Source organism: Hymenobacter arcticus (assembly GCF_054779975.1).
The window spans coordinates 31,754-57,037 of the sequence record NZ_BAAGXF010000015.1; the positions used below are offsets into that span (position 1 = coordinate 31,754).

At 60.8% G+C, this 25,284-nt stretch carries 24 protein-coding genes and 1 tRNA gene; 7 read left to right on the forward strand and 18 right to left on the reverse strand.

Annotation, left to right across the window (positions count from 1 at the left end):
- Positions 1–24: 24 nt before the first annotated feature.
- The gene (locus ACYVGC_RS20105; RefSeq protein WP_460585654.1) at positions 25–3,015 is read right to left on the reverse strand and encodes a hypothetical protein; all 2,991 of its coding nucleotides are present in this window, start codon (positions 3,013–3,015) and stop codon (positions 25–27) included.
- 91 nt (positions 3,016–3,106) lie between these two features.
- Here ACYVGC_RS20105 and ACYVGC_RS20110 point away from each other — a divergent pair, with 91 nt between their 5' ends.
- A complete protein-coding gene (locus ACYVGC_RS20110) occupies positions 3,107–3,496 on the forward strand; it encodes a hypothetical protein (protein ID WP_460585655.1) in 390 nt (129 codons plus the stop codon).
- Between the two features lie 19 nt (positions 3,497–3,515).
- Here ACYVGC_RS20110 and ACYVGC_RS20115 read toward each other — a convergent pair whose 3' ends face one another.
- From ACYVGC_RS20115 to ACYVGC_RS20160, 10 genes are all read right to left on the reverse strand, one after another.
- On the reverse strand, positions 3,516–3,899 hold the full coding sequence (locus tag ACYVGC_RS20115; protein ID WP_460585656.1) for a DMT family transporter: 384 nt from the start codon (positions 3,897–3,899) through the stop codon (positions 3,516–3,518).
- The gene (locus ACYVGC_RS20120) at positions 3,896–4,930 is read right to left on the reverse strand and encodes a sterol desaturase family protein (RefSeq protein ID WP_460585657.1); all 1,035 of its coding nucleotides are present in this window, start codon (positions 4,928–4,930) and stop codon (positions 3,896–3,898) included. Before ACYVGC_RS20120 ends, ACYVGC_RS20115 begins: the two co-directional genes overlap by 4 nt.
- Before the next feature lie 214 nt (positions 4,931–5,144).
- The gene (locus ACYVGC_RS20125) at positions 5,145–6,029 is read right to left on the reverse strand and encodes an N-acetylneuraminate synthase family protein (RefSeq protein WP_460585658.1); all 885 of its coding nucleotides are present in this window, start codon (positions 6,027–6,029) and stop codon (positions 5,145–5,147) included.
- A gap of 135 nt (positions 6,030–6,164) precedes the next feature.
- The gene (locus tag ACYVGC_RS20130) at positions 6,165–6,692 is read right to left on the reverse strand and encodes a KdsC family phosphatase (protein ID WP_460585659.1); all 528 of its coding nucleotides are present in this window, start codon (positions 6,690–6,692) and stop codon (positions 6,165–6,167) included.
- A 139-nt stretch (positions 6,693–6,831) separates the two neighbouring features.
- On the reverse strand, positions 6,832–7,638 hold the full coding sequence (locus tag ACYVGC_RS20135; protein WP_460585660.1) for a Rossmann-fold NAD(P)-binding domain-containing protein: 807 nt from the start codon (positions 7,636–7,638) through the stop codon (positions 6,832–6,834).
- A 151-nt stretch (positions 7,639–7,789) separates the two neighbouring features.
- Positions 7,790–9,091: a PLP-dependent aminotransferase family protein gene (locus ACYVGC_RS20140; RefSeq protein ID WP_460585661.1), complete on the reverse strand. Its 1,302-nt coding sequence runs from the start codon at positions 9,089–9,091 to the stop codon at positions 7,790–7,792.
- A 100-nt stretch (positions 9,092–9,191) separates the two neighbouring features.
- A complete protein-coding gene (locus tag ACYVGC_RS20145) occupies positions 9,192–10,145 on the reverse strand; it encodes a transketolase family protein (protein WP_460585662.1) in 954 nt (317 codons plus the stop codon).
- A 133-nt stretch (positions 10,146–10,278) separates the two neighbouring features.
- Positions 10,279–11,136, reverse strand: a complete 858-nt coding sequence (locus tag ACYVGC_RS20150; RefSeq protein WP_460585663.1) for a transketolase — start codon at positions 11,134–11,136, stop codon at positions 10,279–10,281.
- Positions 11,137–11,259: 123 nt separating this feature from the next.
- Positions 11,260–12,054 carry a cytidylyltransferase domain-containing protein gene (locus ACYVGC_RS20155; RefSeq protein WP_460585664.1) on the reverse strand — a complete coding sequence of 265 codons (795 nt, stop codon included), beginning with the start codon at positions 12,052–12,054 and terminating at the stop codon, positions 11,260–11,262.
- A 65-nt stretch (positions 12,055–12,119) separates the two neighbouring features.
- On the reverse strand, positions 12,120–13,184 hold the full coding sequence (locus ACYVGC_RS20160; RefSeq protein WP_460585665.1) for a hypothetical protein: 1,065 nt from the start codon (positions 13,182–13,184) through the stop codon (positions 12,120–12,122).
- Positions 13,185–13,312: 128 nt separating this feature from the next.
- Here ACYVGC_RS20160 and ACYVGC_RS20165 point away from each other — a divergent pair, with 128 nt between their 5' ends.
- From ACYVGC_RS20165 to ACYVGC_RS20175, 3 genes are all read left to right on the forward strand, one after another.
- The gene (locus ACYVGC_RS20165; RefSeq protein WP_460585666.1) at positions 13,313–14,929 is read left to right on the forward strand and encodes a glycoside hydrolase family 43 protein; all 1,617 of its coding nucleotides are present in this window, start codon (positions 13,313–13,315) and stop codon (positions 14,927–14,929) included.
- 111 nt (positions 14,930–15,040) lie between these two features.
- Positions 15,041–16,729, forward strand: coding sequence for a sodium/sugar symporter (locus ACYVGC_RS20170; RefSeq protein WP_460585667.1), 1,689 nt, complete (start codon positions 15,041–15,043; stop codon positions 16,727–16,729).
- Positions 16,730–16,863: 134 nt separating this feature from the next.
- Entirely contained in the window at positions 16,864–19,467 is a 2,604-nt protein-coding gene (locus ACYVGC_RS20175; RefSeq protein ID WP_460585668.1) for a glycoside hydrolase family 95 protein, read from the forward strand.
- Positions 19,468–19,742: 275 nt separating this feature from the next.
- On the opposite strand, the gene ACYVGC_RS20180 is transcribed toward ACYVGC_RS20175, so the two are convergent.
- The 7 genes from ACYVGC_RS20180 to ACYVGC_RS20210 form a co-directional block, all read right to left on the reverse strand.
- Positions 19,743–19,816, reverse strand: a tRNA-Asn gene (locus tag ACYVGC_RS20180).
- A 105-nt stretch (positions 19,817–19,921) separates the two neighbouring features.
- Positions 19,922–20,362: a hypothetical protein gene (locus ACYVGC_RS20185; protein ID WP_460585669.1), complete on the reverse strand. Its 441-nt coding sequence runs from the start codon at positions 20,360–20,362 to the stop codon at positions 19,922–19,924.
- An 89-nt stretch (positions 20,363–20,451) separates the two neighbouring features.
- Positions 20,452–21,429, reverse strand: coding sequence for a signal recognition particle-docking protein FtsY (ftsY, locus tag ACYVGC_RS20190; RefSeq protein ID WP_460585670.1), 978 nt, complete (start codon positions 21,427–21,429; stop codon positions 20,452–20,454).
- Positions 21,430–21,532: 103 nt separating this feature from the next.
- Positions 21,533–21,694, reverse strand: a complete 162-nt coding sequence (locus ACYVGC_RS20195; protein WP_283566321.1) for a DUF4295 domain-containing protein — start codon at positions 21,692–21,694, stop codon at positions 21,533–21,535.
- Between the two features lie 8 nt (positions 21,695–21,702).
- Entirely contained in the window at positions 21,703–21,885 is a 183-nt protein-coding gene (gene rpmG / locus ACYVGC_RS20200; RefSeq protein ID WP_068339666.1) for a 50S ribosomal protein L33, read from the reverse strand.
- A gap of 177 nt (positions 21,886–22,062) precedes the next feature.
- A complete protein-coding gene (rpmB, locus tag ACYVGC_RS20205; protein ID WP_068339669.1) occupies positions 22,063–22,302 on the reverse strand; it encodes a 50S ribosomal protein L28 in 240 nt (79 codons plus the stop codon).
- Between the two features lie 156 nt (positions 22,303–22,458).
- On the reverse strand, positions 22,459–22,632 hold the full coding sequence (locus ACYVGC_RS20210; RefSeq protein ID WP_460585671.1) for a DUF5522 domain-containing protein: 174 nt from the start codon (positions 22,630–22,632) through the stop codon (positions 22,459–22,461).
- A 105-nt stretch (positions 22,633–22,737) separates the two neighbouring features.
- Between ACYVGC_RS20210 and rocD the strand changes: the two genes are divergently transcribed.
- From rocD to ACYVGC_RS20225, 3 genes are read left to right on the forward strand one after another with little or no spacing between them, the layout of a single operon-like run.
- A complete protein-coding gene (rocD, locus tag ACYVGC_RS20215; RefSeq protein ID WP_460585672.1) occupies positions 22,738–23,988 on the forward strand; it encodes a PLP-dependent aminotransferase family protein in 1,251 nt (416 codons plus the stop codon).
- 12 nt (positions 23,989–24,000) lie between these two features.
- On the forward strand, positions 24,001–24,546 hold the full coding sequence (locus tag ACYVGC_RS20220) for a hypothetical protein (protein WP_460585673.1): 546 nt from the start codon (positions 24,001–24,003) through the stop codon (positions 24,544–24,546).
- Between the two features lie 53 nt (positions 24,547–24,599).
- Positions 24,600–25,229: a hypothetical protein gene (locus tag ACYVGC_RS20225; RefSeq protein ID WP_460585674.1), complete on the forward strand. Its 630-nt coding sequence runs from the start codon at positions 24,600–24,602 to the stop codon at positions 25,227–25,229.
- Positions 25,230–25,284 lie beyond the last annotated feature (55 nt).

A 25,284-nucleotide genomic window follows, 5' to 3' on the forward strand; every position in this document is an offset into this window, starting at 1 on the left:
AAGCGCCGGCTTCGCGCTACTGCGCTACAGCCGCACGTTAAAGGCCAAGGGCTGTACCACAAAATTCTGTAAATCACCGTTATACGCTATCCGCACGCCCGCCTCCAGAGGCGTGCGCAGGTGAAAGATGTTGAACAAGGCCATAAAATCGACTCCCACATTGCGGTAGTTTTGGTAGAGACGTGTGGGCACGAGCTGGCCGGCGGCGGTGCGTAGCGGCACCACGCTGCTGCCCTGGGCGATGTCGAAAAACGCGGTGGCCCGCAGGCGCTGCACGTACAGCACCCGGCCCATCGACCAGTGCACGAAGGCCAGCGGCAGGTTATAGTCGGCGCTGCCCACCGCCAGCCGGTCGAAGCTCACGTAGCTCGTTTCGGCCCGCGGGAAAGAGATGGCCGCCGCAAAATTATACTGACCCTGCTGCTGGTATTGGAAGCCCCCACGCAGCCGCAGTGCGTGGTGTTTGGCCAGGCCGGGCAGGTACATGCTGCTTTGCACGCCCACCTGGCTGGCCTGCAAGTTGGTGCCAAACGGCGTGGTGCGGTACGTAGCCAGCAGCGTAGCGCCGCCGCGCGGGGCCACGTCGCGGGCGCTCTGCTTGAGCTGGCTGGCGTAGCCCAGCGAGGTTTGGATGGCGTGCAGCGGCGTATTGAGGCCGGTTTCGTTGCGGCTGCGGAAGGCCGGGGCGTAGTTGAACACCCGCTCGTGCAGGTAGTACGCGCCCACCGTCAGCGACTGCAAGTATTTGGAGCGCGTGAGCACCAACGGCAGGCGCACGCCGGCCAGCAGCCGGGCGTATTGCCACTGGCTGCCGCGCAGGCTATCGAGCGGCGCGGCGCGGTCGAAGTAGCGCGTGGCGTTGCGGCCGCCGTAGGTGGCCTCCACATCGAGCACCGGGAAGCGTCCCTGGTAGCTGAGCGCGCCGGTGGCGGCCACCGTGCGCTCGGTCTGGTCGTAGCTGAGGCCCGCAAATAACTGCGTGGTACTCAGGTAGTCCTGCGAGCGCAAACCCACGCTCACCGCGTTGCCGGCTGGGCTCTGCACCACCCCGTAGCTGAACAGCCGGAATGCGTGCGCCAGCGGCCGGTAGCGCCGCACCCCGTAGCGCACGCCCCCTGAATCGGGCGAGGCCAGCAGCTGCTTGATTTGGGCAGCTCCCGGCTCGCCGGCCGCCAGCGCCGCCACAAAGGGCGCGGGCGCATCGGTGCGGGCCGGGGCAAACCTCGCGTCTTCAAAACCTCCTAATGCGTGCACATGCATTTCTGCCAACCTGACCGTCATATTCGAGCCGTCAGTTGCTAGCCACTCTGAATAATTTAACGTGGCTTCTACCGTTCGCGCGCCAGTGGCACGGTAATCATAAAAGGCAAGGTGCTTCCCATCAGGACTTATGGCGGCGTGGTAGGCCCCGGTGGGCCGGTTGGTCACTTGGTACGTCAGCCCCGATGACAGGTTGACAGCGTAGATGTTATCTATGCCCGACTGCGGCGAGTTGTAAAACACGTAATCACCCCAGGGCTGCGGGTTGGCCAGGTTCACATTTGCCACCGGCAACATATTGGTAGCCAGCCCCGTAGCGGGGTCCAACACTTGCAGGGTTTTGCCGGCGGCACTGAGCGCCACGGCCACTACGCGGCGGCCATCGGGCATAAAGCGCGGCTGCTGGTAGAAGTCGTTGTGCGGGTTGGGCAGCGTCTGGAGCACCGCGCCGGTAGCGGCATCGAGCAGCACCAACGCGTGGTGGTAGCTGGCATCGGTGCGCACGGCCACTATCCGCGTGCCATTGGCCGAGAGCGCGGCGGCCGCGTAGCGCTGGCCCTTGCCCAGGCGCGTGAGGCGACCGGTGCTGAGGTCCAGCACTTTAAGCTCCGAGTAAATGCGCTGGCCCCAGCGCGGATGCTGCCGAAACTCGGGCCACACGGCCTTGCCCCCGCCCACCGACAGCAGCTGCGGAATATTCTGCAAGCCCAGCGTGAACACCCGCTTCTCCTTACCGTGGCGGCCCAGCAATACTAGCTGCGCAATGTCGCCGAGGCCGCTTTTCAGGGCCAGCACCGTACTATCATTCACATACTGAGGATACTGGTACTGCGTGAATACCTGCGTGTTAGCCTGTCCGGCTAGCTCGCGCACGGGCGTGGGCGCTGGGCGCGCCGCCTGCTCGGCCCGCCAGGTCGAGTCCAAGGCGTGCATGGTGCGGGCATAGAGGTCCTCCACGCGCAGGCCGGTGGTGCGCTTCAGGCCATTGGAAAACGAGAACGGGTAAAAGGGGAAGCGGTAGTACTCATCCAGCACCCGGCCCCACACTGCGGGGCCATAATGCGCTTTTGCATAAGAAGTTAGGTAATAGCCCAGCACGTACCAGTCGGGCACGTTGTCGCGTAGCGAGCCGTTCACTGCCTTCTGGTAGTTGTAGAGCCGGCCTTCCAGCAAATTGGCCCGCAAACCCAGGCCGAAATACGGGATGCGCCCGCGCCCACTGCGCGTGAGGGCCGTTTCGGTGCCCACGGCGTCGCCCTCAAAAAACCACTGCGGCACGCCCACCGCGCTCACACCCAGGCCGCCATCGCCGAGCAGCGGCACCACCACCCGCCCAAAGCCCTGCCGCGCCTTATCAAACTGATTGACGTGCCGAAACTCGTGTACCACCAGCCCATCGAGCCAGTCCACGGTGCCCAGGCCCTGGCCTTGGTCGGGCGTAGTAAAAAACTCGGCGTGGCGCGGCAAAAACGTCACGAAGCCGTTGCTCACCGTGGTCTGGTTTTGCAGCACCACCGCAATGGGCTTGGCCTGCACGCCCAGCGTGGTGCCAGCGGGGCCGTGCACGGCCTCCAGCCGGCGGGCGGTGCGCTGGGCCGCCGTGTCGAGCCCGGCCGGGTACAGCACCCGAAAGTGCGGGCTCCGGATTTCCTGCCAACGCAGCGCAGACGGGTTTTGGGTGAGAATGGGCAGGCTTTGGGCAGCGGCCGAAACGACACTAGCCAGCCCTAGCAAGGCAGTAAACAGGCGGAACATAGCGAGCAAGTTACGGCGCACTTGGTGCAACCGTTTCAGCTTGACCAATGCTCTCTAAAGCACTCACCACCTACCCATTCCACCCTTACTTATGCGTAGTTATTCACTACTATTTGTCGGCCTGCTTGGCCTTTCGCTGGCTGGCTGCCGCCACGACGCCGACCTTAGCCCCTGTTACGGGGGCGTGGTCCTGGGCGAAACCTGCCTCGACGGTGTCCTCATTCAAGTGGATGAAACTTACCCGATTGGCAAGCCGGCCATGTACCGCCTCACCAGCCGCGATAGCCTAGCCGGCTCTAACGTAGTAGCCGCCGTCAACAACCTCGGCGCTTTCAAAGTGAAAGGCCAGCGCGTTTATTTCACCTATGCCGGCAGCACCGACCAGCCCGGCCCCGCGCAAATCTGCACCGCCAACACTGCGCGCTTGGCAATTCCGCACTTGGCAATAACTAACTTATCGTCAACTGTTTGCGCAAACTGAGGCTTGGTAATTGCGTAACCTACGCCGAGCGCTTTAGCCCGATAATCCCCACCAGGATGCAGCCGATGTAGAAGACGTGCGCCCACTGAAATGCCTCTTTCAGCACCAGCGTATCCACTATCTTGATACCCACCAAGGCCATGCCCATCCAAATGGCGAAGGCAGTGGAGGCGGGAATAACGTTGAGCGCCTTGGAGAAGAAAAATACGTTGCCCACTCCAAATGCCACGTAGCAAATGGCCGGTATCAGGGTCATAATGCCCGCGGAGCCGGCAAAAAACTGCGACCAATCAATGGCCTTAATCTTGGCAACGCTCGTGTACTTGAGGCTATAGTTCCAGCACACTTCCATGATGGAGGCGAGAACCAGGTAAAGCCAGGCAGGATTAAAGCTTAGAGTCAAGACGAAACAGTGGCAACGGGGCGGGAAGAATCGGAAGTAGCGGCGGCCTCAGTGGTGGGGTTGCCGCCGGGGCGCGGGGCGGGCACGGTTTCATCGGCCCCCTGCGTCACCTCCCAGCCTTGCAGCACCTTGGCGGCGGGTAGGCGGCGGCCCACCCAGTCGAGCACGCGCCAGCGCACGCCGTGGTAGTAGCGAAACGGTGCCGAGCGCTCAGCCAACGCCTTTTCATCGAAGCGGTAGACCGAAAACGCGTGCTGGGCGAAGTAGTCCTTCGGAAACGCGTAGGGCAAACCCCAGCGCTCGGGCTTGCGGTTTTCGGGCAGAAAGGCGGTGCCGAAAAGCCAGTCCCAGACCGCGAACTTGGTCGAGAAGTTGGCGTAGTACACTTCCTCATGGTCGGCGTGGTGCCAGAGGTGCATTTCGGGACCGTTGATAACGTACTGAAGCTTACCCGATTTCACGTCGATGTTGGCGTGAATGTACATGCCCCACACGGCATCAATCAGTGCCTTAATGGGCACCACAATGGGGTTGGCCCCTAGCAGAATGATGGGCGCAAACTCGATGGTTTGGTTGATAATAATCTCGACGATGTGCGAGCGCGAGCCGGCCAGCCAGTCCACCTGCTTGCCCGAGTGGTGCGCCTCGTGAGTGCGCCAAAAGAAGGCGCTGTTGTGCTGGAAGCGGTGAAACCAGTAAATGTAAAAATCGTGGGTAATCACGAAAAAGCCCACCTGCGCCGCCACCGGCCAGCTGCTCACCAAGTTGAACCGTGTGCCGAAGTGCGCGGCCAGCGGCGCGATGATGAACCCAAAAATCAGAATTTGCAGGAAGTAGCTCTGCACCAGCGTATACCAGAACAAATCGACAAACAGTCCCTCGCGGAAGAACGGCAGGCCCTTACGGTACGGAATCTTGCGCTCCAGCACCAGCAGCACCACTACCGCCAGCAGTAGAATGGGCGTGGTAATCATCGTGGTGCGCCCCACGGCGTTGAGGCTGTGGTAAAACGTGCTTATCGACTCTAGCATAACGGATAATGACTAGTTGGCTTCCCTAACTCAGCCCAGCAGCCGAATGTTCGGCTTTTCGGTAGGCCCGGGTTTACTTGTACGTAAAAATAAGAACGTCATGCTGAGCTTGCCGAAGCATCTCTACCACGCCATTGGGATTAATACTCCAACGATGCGGTAGAGATGCTTCGGCAAGCTCAGCATGACGTTCTTATTTGCTTCATTCGGTTGCTTACGCGGCCGTTACCTCGCGGCGCAGGCGGCGCAGGGGCTCTTTCTCGCTCTCATACACCACCTTCACGCCGTCGCCGAGGCCGGCTTCGGTATCGCGGATGTCGCGCACCATCTTGGCCATGCCACCGGGCTCTACGCTGGCCGCATGGTCGGAACCCCACATGGCGCGGTCGAGGGTAAAGTGGCGCTCCACGAACGTGGCCCCCAGGGCCACGGCCGTTACGGTGGTGCTCAGGCCGGTTTCGTGGCCCGAGTAGCCGATGGGCGTGCCGGGAAACTGCGCCATCAGGGTGGGTATCATGCGCAGGTTCAGCTCCTGGGGCGGGCAGGGGTAGGCCGAAGTGCTGTGCGCAATCATCAGGTTATCAAGGCCTACGTAGGCTACCGCGTCGGTGATTTCCTGCTGGGTGCTCATGCCGGTACTCAGCATGAGGGGGCGGCCGGTGGCGCGCACGCGGTCGAGCAGTGGCTTGTCGGTGAGCGAGGCGCTCGCCATTTTGTAGAGCACAGGCTTGAACTGCTCCATGAAATCGACCGAGGGCTCATCCCAGCAAGAGGCAAACCAGTCGATGCCGCGTGCCTTGCAGTAGTCGTCGATGGCGGTGTATTCTTCTTGGCCAAACTCCGTTTTGCGCTTGTAGTCGATGTAGCTCATGCGGCCCCAGGGGGTGTCGCGCTGCTTTTCCCACTGGTCCTTGGGCACGCACAGCTCGGGCGTGCGCTTCTGGAACTTCACGGCGTCGCAACCGGCCGTTACGGCGGCGTCAATCAGCTGCTTGGCAATGTCGAGCGAGCCGTTGTGGTTGATGCCGATTTCGGCAATAATGTAGCACGGCTGGCCGGGGCCAATGGCGCGGTCTTTCTTAATTTGAACGACAGACATAACGAGAGAAGTGGTGGGCTGAAAGTAGAGCCAGAAACAGTTGAAAAGCAACCTAACAGCGCAATCGTCGGACAGTTTGCGCAGTCAGTTAAACGAGACGACGCAGGGCGCCGGATTTTATTTTACCAAGCTAATTTATTCCGAGCCGCGGTTGGGCACCGGGGCCCCGCCCTGGCAGCTGATAATCAGCTCGGCCAGCTCCCGAAAAGCGCCTTGGCCCCCAAAGGCCTGGCAGCGGTAGTCGGCCGCCTCACGGGCAAATACGGTGGCATCGCCGGGGCAGGCCGCCAGCCCCACGAGGCCCAGAATAGCCACGTCGTTGGTATCATCGCCAATGAAAGCCACCTGCTCGGCCGTGAGGCCCAGGCGGGTCAAAATCTCGGCCAGCAGCGGCGCTTTATCCTTTATACCCAGATGCAGCTCCGTGATTTTGAGCTTATCGGCGCGCTTCTGCACCGAGGGCGAGCGCTCGCCGGTCACAATGCCCGTGTCCACGCCCACGGCCCGCAGGCGCTCCACGCCCATGCCATCACGGATGTTGAAGCGCTTGAGCACCTCGCCGCTTTCGCCATAGTACACGCCGCCGTCGGTGAGCACGCCGTCGCAATCAGTGAGAACGAGCTTAATGCGGCGGGCTTTAGCAACGAGGTCGGCGTGCTTCATATAGGTTTTTGGTGAAATTCTGTCCGAAATTAGTACACGGCGGGCAGTAGCGCGGAAGTAGCGTGGACTCTGCGAGTCCGCGCGTGGGTGGCGTTGTTCAACGAACCCACGCGCGAACTCGCAGAGTCCACGCTACCTCCTAAATGGCCGTCCAGCCGCCATCCACTACGAGGTTAGCCCCCGTCATGTAAGCCGAGGCATCGGACGCCAGGAACACCACTGCGCCCTGATAATCGGTAGACGCGGCCATGCGGCCGAGCGGCGTTTTAGCGCTGTACTGCTGCACGAAGAACTCGTCTTGGCTGTTCTCCACGCCGCCCGGCGACAACGTGTTCACGCGCACGCCTTTAGCACCCCAGTACGCCGCCAGGTAGCGGGTAAAGTTCACCACCGCCCCCTTGGTAGTGGGGTAAGAAGGTGATTTATAGAAGGTTTGCTCGCCGGCCGCGTTGCGGTAGATGCTCTGGTCGGGCCCCACGATGCCGTAGGTGCTGGCCACGTTGATGATGGAGCCGCTGCCCTGCTCGGCCATGGGCGTGCCAAAGACCTGCGCCGCCAGGAAGAGGCCCGTCACGTTCACCTCCAGCACTTGCTTAAAGGTAGCCAGCGGGAAATTCTCAAACTTGCTGAGGTCGGCGGCCAGCGCCGGGTTCTCAAACATATCGTTGATGGCAGCATTGTTCACCAGCACGTCGATGTGGCCGAAGCGCTTGATAATGGTATCGCGCGCAGCGGCCAGCGACTCGGGCGAGGTCACGTCTACGGCCAGCGGCAGGTGCACGGCCCCGGGCAAGCCAGCGGCTACCTCGCGGGCCTTGTCTAGGTTCAGGTCGGCCACTACCACGTTGGCACCGGCCAGGGCCAGGGCCTCGCAGTGCTTCTGGCCAATGAGGCCGCACGCGCCGGTCACGATGGCAGTTTTATTGGTTAAATCAAAGAGGGTCATAGTATAACGTAGCGCGAAGCTCTGCTTCGCGTATCGCCACGCAGCGGCGAATCAGGCATTAGGATTAATTGCTAGCAATAAGCGGGGCCGGGCAAACGTGCCCGGCCCCACCCTCGCCGCTTCGCAGCGATACGCGAAGCAGAGCTTCGCGCTACTTCGCCTTCACCGGCGCGGCATTGGTCACCTTGCGGAACACGGCCTCCAGCGGCTCGCCTTCGAGGCGGGTGCTTACGTCGCCCTTTTCAATGGCGTCTTTCAGCAGAGGCAATACGGCCTCGTAGGCAGTCAGCGTTTTGGCCACGTCCTCGTCGGTGTGCGAGAAGCTCATGTTGTGGAAACCGCCCCACAAGATGCCGCGCTTAAACAGCTCCTGCTGCACGTAAGCTTTGGTTTCCAAGGGGTTGCCGGCGCTGGCGTCGAAGGTGATGATGCTGCGGCAGTCGTAGCCGTAGCACTTGGTGTAGCTGCTGAGGCCCAGGTCGGCAGCAATTTTATTGTAGCCTTCCTTCAGCTTGTTGCCTTGGCTAGCCAGGAACGCGGGCACGTTTTTCTCGCGCATCTCGCTGATGGTGGCGATGGTGGCCGCCAGACTCAAAGCCTCCCCACCGAAGGTGGTGAAGAAAAACACGTCTTGCTCAAACAGTTGCAGCACATCCTTACGGCCGGTGAGCAGCGCGATGGGCATGCCATTGGCGCAAGCTTTGGAGAAGACCGCCAGGTCGGGCGTGATGCCGAAGTACTCCTGCGCGCCGCCGATGGCGATGCGGAAGCCGGTCCACATCTCATCAAAAATCAGCAGCGTGCCGTTCTCCTTGCAAAGGCGGGCTACTTCGTGCAGGAAATTGTCTTTAGGTGCGTCAAAAATGAATGGCTCCAGGATGACGCAGGCTACCTCTTCGGTCAGCATTTCCTTGAACGAATCGAGGTTGTTGTACTCGAAGGCGCTTACTAAGTCCTTGCTTTCCTGCGGAATACCCTTGTCGCGGCTCGTGGTGCCGATGTACCAGTCGTGCCAGCCGTGGTAGCCGCAGCACAGCACGTGCGGGCGGCCCGTGAAGGCGCGCGATACGCGCACCGCCGCCGAGCACACATCGGCCCCGGTTTTGGAGATGCGGATACTCTCGGCGTTCGGGATAATCTCGTGAATCAGCTCCGCTACCTCCACTTCCAGCTCGTGCATCATCGAAAACGTGATGCCGTCTTCGAGCTGCGCCCGAATGGCGTCATCGACGCGCGGGTAGGCGTAGCCCAGCGACAGCGGACCGATACCCATCTGGTAGTCAATGTATTCGTTGCCATCAACGTCCCACACATGGGCGCCCTTGCCGCGCTTCACGTACTTGGGGGCCGCGCCTTTGGTGTACTGTCCCGGGCCCTTGGCCAGGGTCTGGGTCACGGGCGTCATTATTTTTTGGGCCCGCGCGTAGAGTTCGTCGGATTTCTGGAAATTCATAGAAGGAAGGAATGTAAAACGGAGTGGCACTCCGTTTGGCGTTGGGGCATGGCGCAAGTCGTTCGCCCGGAAACGGAGTGCCACTCCGTTTTACACTTCGTTACTCGGCAAATTCGTTTTCGACCACCTTGGTTTTGGCCCCGAACGAATGCACGCCGTCGCCCAGCCGCTCGCCGATGCGGCGGGCAATGTGCTGGCCGGTAAAGCCTTCGTATTCAAGTACTTCACTCAGCAGGCCCGGCTTATACCAGCGCTCTTTCAGCGCCAACGGCAACACCTTAGCGGTCAGCTCATTGGCCAGCAGCAGCTCGGCCAGAATGGAGTAGAGGCCGCCGGTTTGGAAGTGGTCTTCCACGGTCACCACCAGGCTGCCGCCGCGCACCACGTTGAGCACGGCCGCTTCGTCGAGAGGCTTGAGGCTGCGCAGGTTGACGAGGCCCACCGAGTAGCCGGCTTCGGTGAGTAAGTCCTTGGCAATCAGCGTTTGCTCAAACAGCATACCGTAGGTGAGGATGGTCACGTCTTTGCCTTCGGCCACAATTTCGGCCTTACCCATTTCATAGGGGGTGTGCTGGTAGGTGGCGGGGCGGGTGTTTACGCGCAGGTAAGCGGGGCTGGGCGAGGCCCAGATGGCGGGCAGCATGGCCAGCATGTCCTGCTCATCGGCGGGCGCAAAAACCGTCATGCCCGGGATGCCGCGCATCAGCGAAACGTCCTCAATGGCTTGGTGCGTCGGGCCGTTGCCATCCGACAAAAAGCCGGGCACGAAGGCGCTGATTTTCACCGGTAAGTTCGCAATACCCACGTCGGTGCGAATAAATTCGAACGCCCTGAGCGTGAGGAAGGTAGCCAGCGCGTGCACTACCGGCACGCGGCCGCGCAGGGCCAGGCCGGCCGCCGCACCAATCATGGTTTGCTCCGTGATGCCGGTGTCGATGAAGCGCGGGCCCAGCGGGCCGGGCAGGTTGCGGATAAGGGCGCGGTTTTCGGCCGTCATCACCAGCAGGCGCTCGTCGGCCAGGGCGGTTTCGTGAATTAATTTCTCGTAGTTCATATCTGGAGCTGTTAATGCAACAACTGTCATTGCGAGGAGGAACGACGAAGCAATCGCACCAGCACGGCACCCGAACGATTCTGTTCTGGTGCGATTGCTTCGTCGTTCCTCCTCGCAATGACAGGCTAATTAATTATCTAACCGTCAGGGTTTCGCTGGTGAGCGTGGTAGCTTCTTGGCTGTGCAGCTCTTTTAGCAGCTCCACTACTTCGTCGGCGCTGAAGTTGCAGAACCAGCGGTCGGCGCGGCGCTCGATGCTAGGCAGGCCGCGGCCGCGCACCGTGTCGCAGATGATAACCGAGGGCTTGGTATCGCTGAAAGGCAAGGCCGTGAAGGCCTCTTCCAGGGCCGCGAAGTCGTGGCCGTCGATGCGGCGCACTTCGGCGCCGAAGGCCTCAAACTTGGGGGCCAGCGGCTCCAGCGGGATGAGGTCTTCGGTGGCGATATTGGCCTGGAAGTGGTTGCGGTCCACCACGATGGTGAGGTTGTTCACCTTGTGGGCGCTGGCTACCAGCAGGGCTTCCCAGCAAGTACCCTCATTGAGCTCGCCGTCACCGGTTATCACGATGACCTTCTGATTTTGGCCGCGCATGCGCGCATCGAGGGCCACGCCCAGCGCCACGCTGGGCAGGTGGCCCAGCGAGCCCGAGTGAAACTCGACGCCCGGCACGCTGCGGTTGGGATGCCAGTAAATGGAGTCGTTCGACTTCAAATGGTTGCTGAGGCGCTCCTTGGGCATGAAGCCCAGCTCGGCAAACGTACCGTAGAGGGCCGGCACGTCGTGGCCTTTGCTTAGGAAGAGGTAGTCGCGCTCAGGGTCCTGGAGGTTGCCGGGGTGCACGTTCAAGAAGTCGGCGTAGAGGTACACCAGCAGGTCGGCGCAGCTCAGCGAAGCCCCGGTGAAGCAGCCGCCATCAGTGCTGAGGCGCACAATGTGCTCGCGCACGCGCAGAGCCAAGGCTTTCAGTTCGTCTTGTTTTTCGGAAGTCATAGTAAACGTTTGAATCGTTGTCATGCTGAGCTTGCCGAAGCATCTCTACCGCACCGGTAGCTTAGTAACTCTAGCGGCGTGGTAGAGATGCTTCGGCAAGCTCAGCATGACGTTCTTATTGATTTATAATTGCTTCGTTTGCTCCGCGGCCACGGTTTTGAGCTCGTCCAAGTGGTTGCGGTACCAGTTCACGCCGGCTAGGTCGGCATTTAAGGCGTAAAGGTCCGGCCTTTGTTTTAATAAAGCCAGTATATCATTCAGGCCAAAATGAGGATTGGCCGGATAAAGCGCTTCGTACACGGCCTTTATAAAATCGTAGTCAGCCGGGTAGTCAATGGTGAAACGGTGCGACATCGAGTAGTCGAGGCCCGTTTCCCAGGCCACGTTGGCGAGGCGGAAGCGGTCGGGGTTTTCCCAGAAAAACGGCGTGGTATGCTCACGCTCCAGCGAGCGGCGGGCGTCGCGCCAAGCGGTTTTGAGGGCCGCAAAGGTCATCACTTCCACGTCGTTGCCATCGGGGTAGGTGGCGGGGTGCAGGTTGCTCACGAAGTCGTACTGCCCGGCAGTTTCGAGGTAAAAACCCAGCACTTTGTCAATAATGGCCGGGTCGATGAGCGGGCAGTCGCTGGGGATTTTTACCACCGCCTCCGTTTCGCCAAAATGAAGCGCCGCCTGGTAGTGACGGTCGAGCAGGTCGAGCGCGCTACCCCTAAATACCTCAATACCATACTGTTGACATAGGTTGGCCAGCGCGTCGTCGCTGGGCTCGTCGGTGGTGATAACGGCCACGCGGCCCGCCCGGCGGGCCTGCTGCACGCGCTCGACCTGCCGCACCAGCAGCGGCCGGCTCACCAGGTCGAGGCTGACTTTGTCGGGGAGGCGCGAGGAGCCGCGGCGGGCCTGAATAAGGGTGAGCATCGGCTAAAGTATAAAACGTAACATTATTGGCACAAAACGTAACAACAGCGGCCTGCGAGTTCCCGCTAGCGGGGCGCGGCGGTCAGGTTGGCAAGCTGCGGGGCCGCCACCGGTTTGTACTGTTTCAGGAAGGCCGGGCCCCGGCCCTCAAACCGCCCAAACTGCCGGCAAATGTCGGCAATGCGCTGGGCACTGGTGCCCCCGTTCTGGATGGGCAGCTTGCGCTTGAGGTCCTCCACATCGAAGTACGAGTGCACGGGTATGCCCAGCGCCAACCCTACATAAGCCACTGTGCTGTACTGCGTTACTAGCTCTACGCAGTTGGCAATCATCTCCTCCGTGTTGCCCTCGGTGAAGATTAGGGTACCGGGCGGGGCGTAGCGCTGCACCTCGGCGGTGGCACGGGCCATGTCCTCGTTGGGGTGAAACTTGAAAATCATGGGTCGGCCGGCGGCAATGCGCGTGGCGTGGCGAATAAACTTCTTGCGGTTGTCGGGCCGGAAGGTTTCGCGCATGTCGGTGGTGGCCACCAGCACGTAGCCGCGGTGCGGGAAGCTGTTGTGGCGCAGCTTCTCGATGTCGTCGAAATTGGGAATGCCTGTAACCACGATTTTGTCCTTTTCCACCCCAATGTGCTCGAAGTGCTGGGCGTAGCCGGGCGAGGCCACGCAGTACACGTCGCAGCAATTGTTCATGCCGTTGAGGGCGGTGCTGATGGTGAGGATGGGAAAATGAGTGAAGCGCTTCACCACCCGCGCCCACAGGTTGAGCGGGTCGGTCATGCCCTCCTGCACGAATACCGACTTGGTTTTTTTGAGCAGCGGCCAGGGAACGATAATGTCGGAGCAGCACACGATGAGGTCGTAGTCGTGGCGCAGCTCGCGGTTCTCAAAGTCGCGGCGCAGATTGTGCTCGGCCACGTAGCGGTCGGCCTTTTCTTTCACAAGCCCTTGTACCACTGTGCGCTCCAGCACATTATTGCGAATCAGCCACTCGTAGAAGCCGCGCATCCAGCCATCGTAGTACAGCTGGCTGAAGTAGGGTTCGTACTCATCTGCCAAGAGCTGCGCCACGCGGTGCATTTGGGTGGTCTGGTTGGGCGAGCCGATGAGATAGAGCGCTTTTTTCACAAACAGAAAGTAGGTATGCCTACAAAAATACGACGACGCGCCAATGGGCGGATGCGCCGGCCGGCGCACGCAACTAGCAACGGTAGCGCTTATTTTCGGGACGTCCCGTTCGCCTTAGCCCACCTCGTATGCGCCCGTTGGTATTGCTTATTTTGATTGCCGCGGCCGGCCTGGCGCGGACCGCCCACGCGCAAGTCCCCTGGGTGCCCGACCTGGGCAATGGGCAGTATAAAAACCCAGTGCTTTACGCCGACTACTCGGACCCCGACGTGGTGCGCGTGGGCACCGACTATTACCTCACCTCCTCTAGCTTCAACGCCGTGCCGGGCCTGCCCATTCTGCATTCGAAGGACTTGGTGAACTGGACGATAATTGGCCACGCGCTGCCCGTGCAGCCGCCCGCCAGCCGCTACAACCAGGTGCAGCACGGCAACGGCGTGTGGGCTCCCGCGCTGCGGTTTCACAATAAAAAATTCTACCTCTACTACCCCGACCCCGACCTGGGCATATTCGTAACGACGGCCAAAAACCCGGCTGGCCCGTGGTCGGCCCCGGTGTGCGTGAAAGCCGCCAAAGGCTGGATTGACCCCTGCCCCCTTTGGGACGCAGATGGCCGCGCCTACCTCGTGCACGCCTTCGCGGGCAGCCGGGCGGGCATCAAAAGCGTTATCTACGTGAGCGAGATGGCCCCCGACGGTCTCAGCCTCATCGGCGAGGACAAGCTGGTGTTTGACGGCCACCAGCACCACCCTACCATAGAGGGCCCAAAATTTTACAAGCGCCACGGTTACTACTACATTTTTGCGCCGGGCGGCGGCGTGCCCACCGGCTGGCAAGTGGTGCTGCGCAGCAAAAATATCTTCGGGCCCTACGAAGATAAAATCGTGATGGCCCAAGGGAAGAGCACTACCAACGGCCCGCACCAGGGCGCATGGGTCGATACGCCCGATGGCAAGGAAGACTGGTTTCTGCACTTCCAGGACCAGGGCGCCTACGGCCGGGTGGTGCACCTGCAACCCATCACCTGGAAAAATGACTGGCCCGTAATCGGCCGCGACACCGATGGCGACGGCACCGGCGAGCCCGTGCTCACCTACCGCAAGCCCACCGTGCCCGGCCACCCCGCCGGGGCCGTGCCCGCTACCTCCGACGAGTTTGCCCAGCAAAAGCCCGGCCTGCAATGGCAGTGGCAGGCCAACCCCCAGCCCGGCTGGCTGGCCACACCCGGCGCGCCCGGCCAGCTAAGCCTGGCGGCCGTGCCCGCCCCGGCCGCCGCCGCCAGCCTGTGGCTCGTGCCCAACCTGCTGCTGCAAAAGCTGCCCGCCGAGCACTTCACGGCTACTGCCAAGCTCACCTTCCAACCCCAAAATGAGGGCGACCGCGCCGGCCTCGTGGTGCTGGGCCTCGACTACGCCGCCCTCACCCTCACGCGCCAGCCCACTGGCCAGCTGACGCTTACGCAAGGCATTTGTAACCAGGCCGATAAGGGGACGCCCGAAACCCCGGCCGCCGCGGCTACCGTGCCGGCGGGCCAACCGCTCTACCTGCGCGTGGCCATGCGGGCCGGCGGCCGCGGCCAGTTCAGCTATAGTGCCGACGGCCAGCAGTTTACATCGCTCGGGCCCGAGTTTGTGGCCCGCGAGGGCAAGTGGGTGGGCACCAAGATGGGTCTTTTCTGCCTGGGCACCGGGGCGCCGGCCAGCGCCGGGCAGGCGGCTATCGATTGGTGGCACGTGGCACCCTAGACCCACGGATTTTTACTAAAATGTGCAGGTTTTTTACCAACACAATCGTTTGCGTAGGTCGGTTAGCGGATATTTGCCCTACTTTCGTTTTCCATTCGTTTTTCCCGCCCTATGCACAAGCTGGCTACATTAGACTACATCGTCTTTTTCGTTTACTTTTTGATAGTTGCCGGCTACGGCATCTGGATATATAACCGCAAGACGGGCCACGACGGCACCCTGGAGGGCGACTCCAAAGACTACTTCCTGGCCGAGGGCTCGCTCACGTGGTGGGCCATCGGCTCGTCGCTGATTGCCAGCAATATATCGGCCGAGCAGTTTGTGGCCATGTCGGGCTCGGGCTTTAAAATGGGGCTGGCCATTGCGGCCTACGAGTGGATGGCTGCCGTCACACTGGTTATCGTAGCCGTGTTCTTCATTCCGGTGTACCTCAAGAACCGCATCTTCACGATGCCGCAGTTCCTGCACCAGCGCTACAACGGCACGGTAGCCATGATTATGGCCGTGTTCTGGTTGCTGCTCTACGTTATTGTCAACCTGACGTCCATTCTCTACCTCGGGGCCATTGCGGCCAGCAGCGTTTCGGGCCTCAACCTCACCTTCTGCATGTACGGGCTGGCCATTGCCGCCGTCATCATCACGCTGGGCGGCATGAAGGTAATTGGCTTCACCGACGTTATTCAGGTGTTCTTCCTCATCCTGGGCGGTTTGGCTACTACCTACCTGGCTATCAACTTGGTATCGGAGCACTACGGCACCACGGGCGTGTTCAACGGCCTGGGCATCATGTACCGCGAGGCCAACGACCACTTCCACATGATTTTGAAGCCGGACAACCCCAGCTACATCGACCTGCCGGGCCTCACCGTGCTACTGGGTGGCCTCTGGATTGTAAACCTCAACTACTGGGGTTGCAACCAATACATCACGCAGCGCGCCTTGGGCGCTGACCTGCCCACTGCCCGCAGCGGCCTCTTGTTCGCGGCTGTGCTCAAGCTCCTGATGCCCATTATCGTAGTGCTGCCGGGCATCGCGGCCTTCATCCTCTACAAGCAAAACGTATTCGGCAGCGGCGAATTCATGCAGGGCGGCGAGCTTAACCCCGACCGCGCTTACCCGGTGCTGCTCAACATCTTACCCGTAGGCCTCAAGGGCTTGTCGTTTGCGGCCCTCACGGCGGCCGTGGTTGCCTCGCTGGCCGGTAAGGCCAACTCGATTGCCACCATCTTCACCCTCGACATTTACAAGAAGGCCATCAACCCCAACGCCTCGGAGAAGACGCTGGTGAACACCGGCAAGATTGCCGTGGTGGTGGCCATGCTGCTGGGCATTCTCATTGCCCCGCACCTGGGCATCGACAAAAAGGGTGGCTTCACCTACATTCAGGAGTACACGGGCTTCGTGTCGCCGGGCATTTTTGCCATGTTCATCCTGGGCTTCTTCTGGAAGAAAGCCACGTCGAGCGCGGCGCTGTTTGCCACCATTGGCGGCTTCTTGCTATCGGTGCTGCTCAAGTTCCTACCCGGCATGACCAATCTGGAGTGGCTGTCGCCCTTCGGCTTCGCCGTGCGCCCCCCCGGTGGCGGCGCTTACGAGATTCCGTTCCTCGACCGCATGGGCTTCGTGTTCATCTTCTGCATCTTGGGCATGGTCATTATCAGCCTCATCGAAAACGCCCGCGGCGTAAAAACCAACGGCCTCGAAATTGACTCGTCCATGTTCAAGCCCAACCAAGGCTTCACGGCCGGCGCGGTACTCATCCTGGGCATTGTGGTGGCCCTGTACTCGATATTCTGGTAGGCTCCCGCCGGCTAGAACTCGCGCAAAAGGGACCACCTGGCTAGCCAGGTGGTCCCTTTTACTTTTCAACAGGTTGGGTTAAAAGGCCCCATATTGCAAAATAAGTAGTGTACACCTCACAAAATCAGCAACTTATGCTACTACCGACAGTGCGGAACGCCTACGCAGTGCTATGCTGGGCAAGCGGCTTAGCGGGGCTTTTGAGCCTGGCGGCCCGGCCAGCGCAGGCTCAGCAAGCGGATAAGCCGGGCAAGCTTTGGTACCAGCAGCCGGCCCAGCAGTGGGTGGAGGCCCTGCCCCTGGGCAACGGCCGCCTCGGGGCCATGGTTTTTGGCGGCGTGGAGCAGGAGCTGCTGCAACTGAACGAGAGCACGCTGTGGAGTGGCGGCCCGGTGAAGGCGGGCGTTAATCCCGGCGCGGCGGCGGTGCTGCCCGCACTGCGGCAGGCCCTGCTGCAAAACCAGGACTACGGCCAGGCCGACCGCCTGGCCCGCCAGATGCAGGGGCTCTATTCTGAATCGTACCTGCCGCTGGGCGATGTGCAGCTGCACCAAGACCTTGGGGGCCAAACCCCCACCAACTACTACCGCGAGCTAGACCTGAGCACCGCCACGGCTACCACGCGCTTTACGCTGGGGGGCGTGCGCTACGAGCGCACGGCCTTCGCCTCGGCCCCCGACAAGGTGCTGGTACTGCGCCTGACCAGCAGCCAGCCGGGCGCCCTGAGCTTTGACGTGGCCACCCGCTCGCTGCTGCGCCACCGCACCACGGCCACGCCGCAGGGCGAGCTACTGGTGCGCGGCAAGGCCCCCGCCCACGTCGACCCCAGCTACTACAACCGCCCCGGCCAGCCGCCCATCGTATACGCCGACGCGAGCGGCTGCAACGGCATGCGCTTCGAGTACCGCCTGCGGGCCAGTACCAAGCAGGGCACGGTGGTGGTCGATACGGCTGGTATCCACGTGCGCCACGCCACCGAGGTGCTGCTGATAGTGGCCGCCGCTACCTCGTTCAACGGCTTCGACAAGTGCCCCGACCAGCAAGGAGTAGATGAGGACGCGCTGGCCGCCACGGCCCTGCGCGCCGCCCTCGGCCAAGACTACGCCGCTTTGCGCCGTCGCCACTTGGCCGATTACATGGCCCTTTTCAACCGCGTAACGCTTGCTTTGCAAGGCCCCGGACCAGTGACAACCGCCGCCGGGCTACCCACCGACAAGCGTTTGCAAGCCTACGCGACCGGCGGCCCCGACCCCGGCCTGGAGGCCCTCTATTTTCAGTATGGCCGCTACCTGCTGATTGCCGCGTCGCGCCCCGGTGGGCCGCCCGCCAACTTGCAGGGTATCTGGAACAAGGAGTTGCGCGCCCCCTGGAGCTCCAACTACACCATCAACATCAATACCCAGATGAACTACTGGCCAGCCGAGGTCACGGGCCTCAGCGAGCTTCACCAGCCGCTGCTCGACTGGCTGCCCGGCCTAGCTCAAACTGGTCGCGTCACGGCCCGCGAGTTTTACGGAGCCCGCGGCTGGGTGGCCCACCACAACTCCGACCTGTGGGCCCTTTCCAACCCGGTGGGCGACCGCGGCCAGGGCGACCCCATGTGGGCCAACTGGTACATGGGCGGCAACTGGCTGTGCCGCCACCTTTGGGAGCACTACCTCTACACCGGCGACCAGGCCTTTCTGCGCCGCGCCTACCCGCTGATGAAGTCGGCCGCCGAATTTTCGCTCGATTGGCTGGTCGAGGATGGGCACGGTCACCTGGTCACGGCCCCCTCTACCACGCCAGAAAACCGATTCAAAGACGCCACCGGGCGGCCGCAGAGCGTGTCGGTGGGCACCACCATGGACCTGTCCATCATCCGCGACCTGTTTGCCAGCGTGCGGCAGGCCTCGCTGGTGCTGGGCATAGATGAGGGCCTGCGCGATACACTGCAAGCCACCAGCGCCCGGCTGCTGCCGTTGCAGATTGGCAGCCAGGGGCAACTGCTGGAGTGGTCGCAGGACTTTGCCGAAACCGAACCGCACCACCGCCACGTCTCGCACCTCTACGGGCTATATCCGGGCTGGGAAATCACGCCGCACACCAACCCCACGCTGCTCGCCGCCGCCCGCAAAACCCTGGAACTGCGCGGCGACGAAGGCACTGGCTGGAGCAAAAGCTGGAAAATAAACTGGTGGGCCCGTCTGCTCGACGGCGACCACGCCTACCGCCTCGTGCGCCAGCTACTGACTTACGTAAACCCCACGCCAAGCCAAGGCGAGGGCGGCGGCACCTACCCCAACCTATTCGACGCCCATCCCCCCTTCCAGATTGATGGCAACTTTGCCGGCACGGCCGGCGTGGCCGAAATGCTGTTGCAAAGCCACGACGGCGCCCTGCACCTCCTGCCAGCGCTACCCAGCGCTTGGCCCACCGGCCAGGTAACCGGCCTGCGGGCCCGCGGCGGCTTCGAGGTAACGGCACTACGTTGGCAAGCCGGCGCCCTCACCAGCCTGACCGTGCGCTCTAACCTAGGCGGCAACCTGCGCCTACGCGTACCCCGGGGGAGCAAGTTAATTAAAGGCCCAGCGCTCAAGCCGGCTACTGGCACCAACCCAAATACTTTTTATCAGCAAGGCGAGTATTTCAGCGCTGCGAGCAGTAGCAACACCACGCCAGGGCAGGCGGCTAACTGGTTAGATTACGACCTGGCAACTCAGCCGGGACAGACTTATACGTTAAGTTGGACTCGGTAAGTATAATATAGTCAATTATTTTCCCAATACTAAATCTGCAACTAATCACTGCCGAGCCATTCATACGCTATGTTGGCTGGGAACCTATACTGGTTTTTCCACCACCCTAACTGCCTTACGCTGGCACTACTTAGCTTCAGAAGCTGCTAAGCTTTAGTAGGCTAGGCCAGAAACGAAGAATGCCCGCTGATAAGGGCGGGCATTCTAAGCTAAAAGGCACACCAACAAAAACGCCACCGTAAATACTTGATTTACAGTGGCATTCTAAGCTAAAGCGCTCCCTCCTGGGCTCGAACCAGGGACCCTCTGATTAACAGTCAGATGCTCTAACCGGCTGAGCTAAGGAAGCTTTATATCCCGAAACCGGCGCTTTCGGGCCACAAAGATAGGAACAGTATTTTTCAGAAAACAAGCCCGTAGCAAAAAAACATCGTTTTTTTGCCTGTCTTTTCGCTTAATTGGTGATTGTCAGCAAGCTACCGCTTAAACTAGTACTGTATTGGCGCAGTGAGCGGGCTGCTGGGCCGCCCGTCACCTGGCCCTGGAGGCTGAACTGCGACGTGCAGCAGCTATCCCGGAAGAAAAGGCGCGAGCTACGGTCTAGGGTCACGGTGGCGCAGGCGTTCAGCGGCTGGTAGGGGCAATTGCGCTCGAAGGCTGTGTAGGTAGTGGCGTTCTGGCGCACCACGTAGATGCCCTTCACGCCCCCGCCGTTGATGCCGCCGGGCATGATTGTCACCACGCCATTATCGAAGCGCAGGGCGCGATTCTGCTGGTCGAGTAGGTCGAGCTGCACGTTCACTGGCACGTTGGGGACGGTCACGGTCGTGTCAGTATTGGAGTTGCAGCTAGCCAGCAAGCCCCCAGCCAGTAGCCCAAAGTGTAGAATGCGCATTGTACAAAGTAGTAGTAAAGCCTCCAAACGCACGAAAGCGCCCGGTAGTTTACCGGGCGCTTTCGGAGCGCATTTTATCGCTGACAACCCTATTTTTTAAACAGAGAGTTGACGAACGTGTGCCGGTCGAAAAGCTGCAAGTCGGTCATCTTCTCGCCCACCCCGATGTAACGCACCGGGATGCTAAACTGGTCCGAAATACCGATAACCACGCCGCCCTTGGCCGTGCCGTCGAGCTTGGTAATGGCCAGCGCCGATACTTCGGTGGCACGGGTAAACTCCTTGGCCTGCAAAAAGGCGTTCTGGCCGGTGCTGCCGTCGAGCACCAGCAGCACTTCGTGCGGCGCTTCGGGAATCACCTTCTGCATCACGCGCTTGATTTTGCTGAGCTCGTTCATCAGGTTCACCTTGTTATGCAGGCGGCCGGCGGTGTCGATAATAACCACGTCGGCGCCCATCTCCACACCCTTTAGCACGGCGTCGTAGGCCACGGCGGCGGGGTCGGTGTTCATGCCGTGCGAGATAACGGGCACGCCCACCCGCTGGCCCCACACAATGAGTTGGTCCACGGCCGCCGCCCGGAAGGTGTCGGCCGCGCCGAGCACCACCTTTTTGCCCGCACTGTGAAAGCGATGCGCCAGCTTGCCAATGGTGGTGGTTTTGCCCACGCCGTTCACGCCCACCACCATAATCACGAAGGGGTGACCGGGGCTATCGGGCCGGTCGAGGATGGCGCGCGAGCCGGTGGTTTCCGTATTCGCATCAAGCAAGTCCACAATCTCTTCGCGCAAGATGCGGTCGAGCTCATTGGTGCTCACGTACTTATCGCGGGCCACGCGCTTTTCGATGCGGTCGATGACCTTCACCGTAGTGTCGATGCCCACATCGGCGTGCACGAGCAGGGTTTCGAGGTCGTCGAGCACGGCCTCGTCCACCGTGCTTTTGCCCACCACGGCCTTGCTGAGCTGGTCGAAGAAGTTGGTTTTGGTTTTCTGCAAGCCCTCGTCGAGTGCCTGCTGCTGCTCTTTGTTTTCCTTGTCTTTCTTAAAAAAGTCGAAGAGACCCATAATACCGGCAAAAAGAACGTCACGCGGAGCCTGACGAAAATGTATAACACGAAAAAAGTCCCACGAAGGTGGGACTTTTTTGCTTCATCAGCGGCTGGTCAGCTTACTTGCTGCTGTTAGCCAATGCTTCCTGTACTTTGTCAACGGGTACCATTTCCTCCTTGAAGGTATAGGCACCAGTCTTTTCCGAGCGCACGGCACGGATGATTTTCGCCCAGTCTTTGCCCGTGGCGGTTTTCAGCGTTGCTACTACTTTCTTAGCCATGACTCAGGTTATTTAATTTCCTTGTGAACAGTCATTTTACGCAGAATCGGGTTGAATTTCTTCAACTCAATGCGCTCGGGGGTGTTCTTACGGTTCTTGGTGGTGATGTAGCGCGAGGTGCCCGGCATGCCCGAGGTCTTATGCTCGGTGCATTCCATGATAACCTGCACCCGGTTTCCTTTCTTGGCCATCGTGACGGGAGGGGGGATTAATTTTTAATTTTAGGACTGCAAAGGTACGGCTTTTTCTGAATAAAGGCAACGCCTTGTTGGCCTGCCTTCTGCACCAGAAAAAGCCGGTGTGCGGGGCACAACGTTTTTTTTAGCGACAGTCCCGAAAAAAATCCCTTCCTAAGCGAAAAGCGGCAACTAGTAAACGATGAAGCCCTGCTCCTTGGCCTTCTTCAAGGTGGCCATGATGCCGTTCTTGTTGATGGTGCGGATGGTGGAGGCAGCTACTTTCAGCGTTACCCAAGCATCTTGCTCAGGGATGTAGAAGCGCTTTTTCTGCAAGTTGGGGTAGAACTTACGCTTGGTTTTGTTGTTGGCGTGCGATACGTTGTTACCAACGCGGGTACGCTTGCCGGTCAAATCACAAACTCGGGCCATGATATCGAAGGGTTAGATGATGCTATTCCGAAACGGGCCGCAAATATCGGTAAAATTCAACCAAATTCCAAATCGCGAAACAATTGAGAATGAGCAATGAGGCTATTGGCAAAGCAGCCGGACCCCAATTTGGCCACTCATTTTCACTCCGCTTGATTAGGACTTTACTTTCTTCCAGGGGCAGTGGCGGCAGCCGTTGCCGCAGCAAAAACCCCGGCGTCGGTGATACTGCTCGGTGAAGACGAGGTAGCCTTCGGGAGTAGTGTAGAAGTCGCCGGCCACGAGCGGCAGGGCGGCAAAGGCGGCGAGGCGGGGGTCGGCAGCGGGCATGAGGAGCGCAAAAGTAATGGCCTCCAGCCAACCAAATACCACCGGGCGGGGTTCAGGAAGAGTACCTTAGCTGCCCGTTCTCAGCCTCTTTTCCCTCCTTATTTTATGGCTAGCCCCGCCCCTACCTCCACTACCACCCGCGCCGCGGAGCTGATGCAGCTCGAAGACCAGTACGGGGCCCACAACTATCACCCGCTGCCCGTGGTACTGGAACGCGGCCAGGGTGCTTACCTTTGGGATGTAGCTGGCAATCAGTATTTTGACTTTTTATCGGCTTACTCAGCAGTGAACCAGGGGCATTGCCACCCGCGCATTATCGGGGCGCTGACCGAGCAGGCGCAAAAGCTGACGCTTACCTCGCGGGCGTTTTTCAATGATCGGCTGGGCGCGGCCGAAAAACAGATTTGCGAGTTGTTTGGCTACGACAAAGCCTTATTAATGAACTCGGGAGCCGAGGCGGTAGAAACGGCCCTCAAGCTAGCCCGCAAGTGGGGCTACCAGGAAAAGGGCATTGCGCCCAATATGGCGCGCATTGTGGTGGCCGAACACAACTTTCACGGACGCACCACGGGCATCATTTCCTTTAGCACCGACGGCGACAGCACGGGCGGCTTCGGGCCCTTTGTGCCGGGCTACCAGGTGGTGCCCTACGACGATGCCGAGGCACTGGCCGAAGCCCTAGCCGACCCGCACGTGTGCGGCTTTTTGATTGAGCCCATTCAGGGCGAGGCCGGCGTGGTAGTACCCAGCAAGGGCTACCTAACTAGGGCCGCCGAGCTGTGCCGCGCGCACAACGTGCTGCTCATCACCGACGAGATTCAGACGGGGCTGGGCCGCACGGGCAAGCTGCTGGCTACTGATTATGAGGAGGTTCGGGGCGATATTCTGATTTTGGGCAAAGCCCTGAGCGGCGGCGTGCTGCCGGTGTCGGCGGTGCTGGCCGATGATGCCATTATGCTTACCATTCAGCCGGGCCAGCACGGCTCCACTTTTGGGGGTAACCCGCTGGCCTGCGCCGTGATGCAGGCGGCGCTCGACGTGCTCCTCGATGAAAAGCTGGCTGATAACGCCTTCCGCCTGGGCGAAATTTTCCGCGAGGAAATGCGCCAGGTGCAGCGCGAATGCCCCGAGGTGGTGACGCTGGTGCGCGGCCGGGGCTTGCTTAACGCCGTGGTTATCAAGCCCGCTGCCGATGGCCGCACGGCCTGGGACGTGTGCGTGAGCCTTATGGAGCGCGGCCTGCTGGCCAAGCCCACGCACGGCGACATTATCCGGTTTGCGCCGCCGCTGGTCATTACGGAAAGCGAATTGCGCGAGGCCTGCGTCCTGATTGCCGACGTTATCCGGGCTTTCTGAGTATAAGGCGTTATGAGAAAAATTGTATTCCTGGTGCCGGCGCTGCTGCTGGCGGGCTGCCGCGGCGAGCAAGTAGTATTTCAGTTTCAGCCGGCCCCGGCTACGGCGGTGGTAGTATCTCCTGAGGCAGCCGTAACTACCTCAGCAACAACACCAATTGCACCAGCTCAGGCGGTAGCGCCGGCCCCGGTAGCGGCCCTGCCTAGAGCTGGCAAGCAGTTACGTCCGGGCCACTCAGCCAGCACAATCAACACCTTATCTAATAAGACATTAGCTACCCTGGCGGCCCCTACGCGGGCCGGCCGGCAGCTAAGCCAACACCTGCGGCGGCGGCACGCCACCGAGGGCGCGGCTGAGAGTGGGTTGGGCCGCGTAGCGCTGTTTTTTATTGGCGTGACGCTGGGCGTACTCGCCGGACTGGCGGCGCTGGTGACTTTGATTTTCAGCGTAGGATTCTTCACGGCGCTGGGTTACACGGCGGCGGGGCTGGTGGTGCTGTTTCTGCTGTATTCACTGCTCAGTGGGGGGAAAAAGACCACTACAACACCGGCCAAGTAGTGCGGCGCCGGGGCAGGCAGGCTAGCTCTTGCGTGCACATGTGCTGTTTGGCTATGGGTTTTGCTGGCAGCCAGCTGGGTGGCTGCCGTAGCGAGCGGCCACCCGCCTATTTTGCGCCTGGCGCAACGCTGGCCGCGCCTATTTGGCAAGTGCCGGTGGTGGGGCCGGTTGACTCGCCTCGGCTGGCCGAGGTGGCCCCGGCATATCCCAGCTTGCGCAACCGCCAGCCCCGGCCGCTGCGCATCGCTAAGCAGTTGATTAGTAAACGTTTTTTAACGCACTGCATGATTTCGCCTTTGCCGCCGCGTACTCATGCACAGTCGACTGCGGAGGAGAAGACGCCGACTACCTTCAAGGCGAGCTCTTTGATTGTGCTGAGTGGCGTTTTGGTGGCGGTGGGTGGTATTTTGCTGGGCATTGCCCTGGGGGGCGCTTGGGTACTGCTAACGGGCGGCCTGGGCCTGGCGGCCGGGGTAGTACTAGGGATGCTCGGGCTATTCGGGGCGCTCAGTAATGACAGCCGCAGCCAGATTCGCTTTAGTGGCATTATGCTGCTGGGGCTGCTGGTGGCGCTAGCCGGCGTGGTGCTGGGCGTGAGCGTGGGTGGCCTGCTGGGGGTAGGCGTTGGCTTACTACTGCTGGGCCTGGGTAGCCTCGTTACGGGCTGGGGCATTCTTAAGTAACTCGGCGGCGTTCTGGCTGGCCTCGGGCGTGACTGTGTTGTGACGGCTGGGGCAT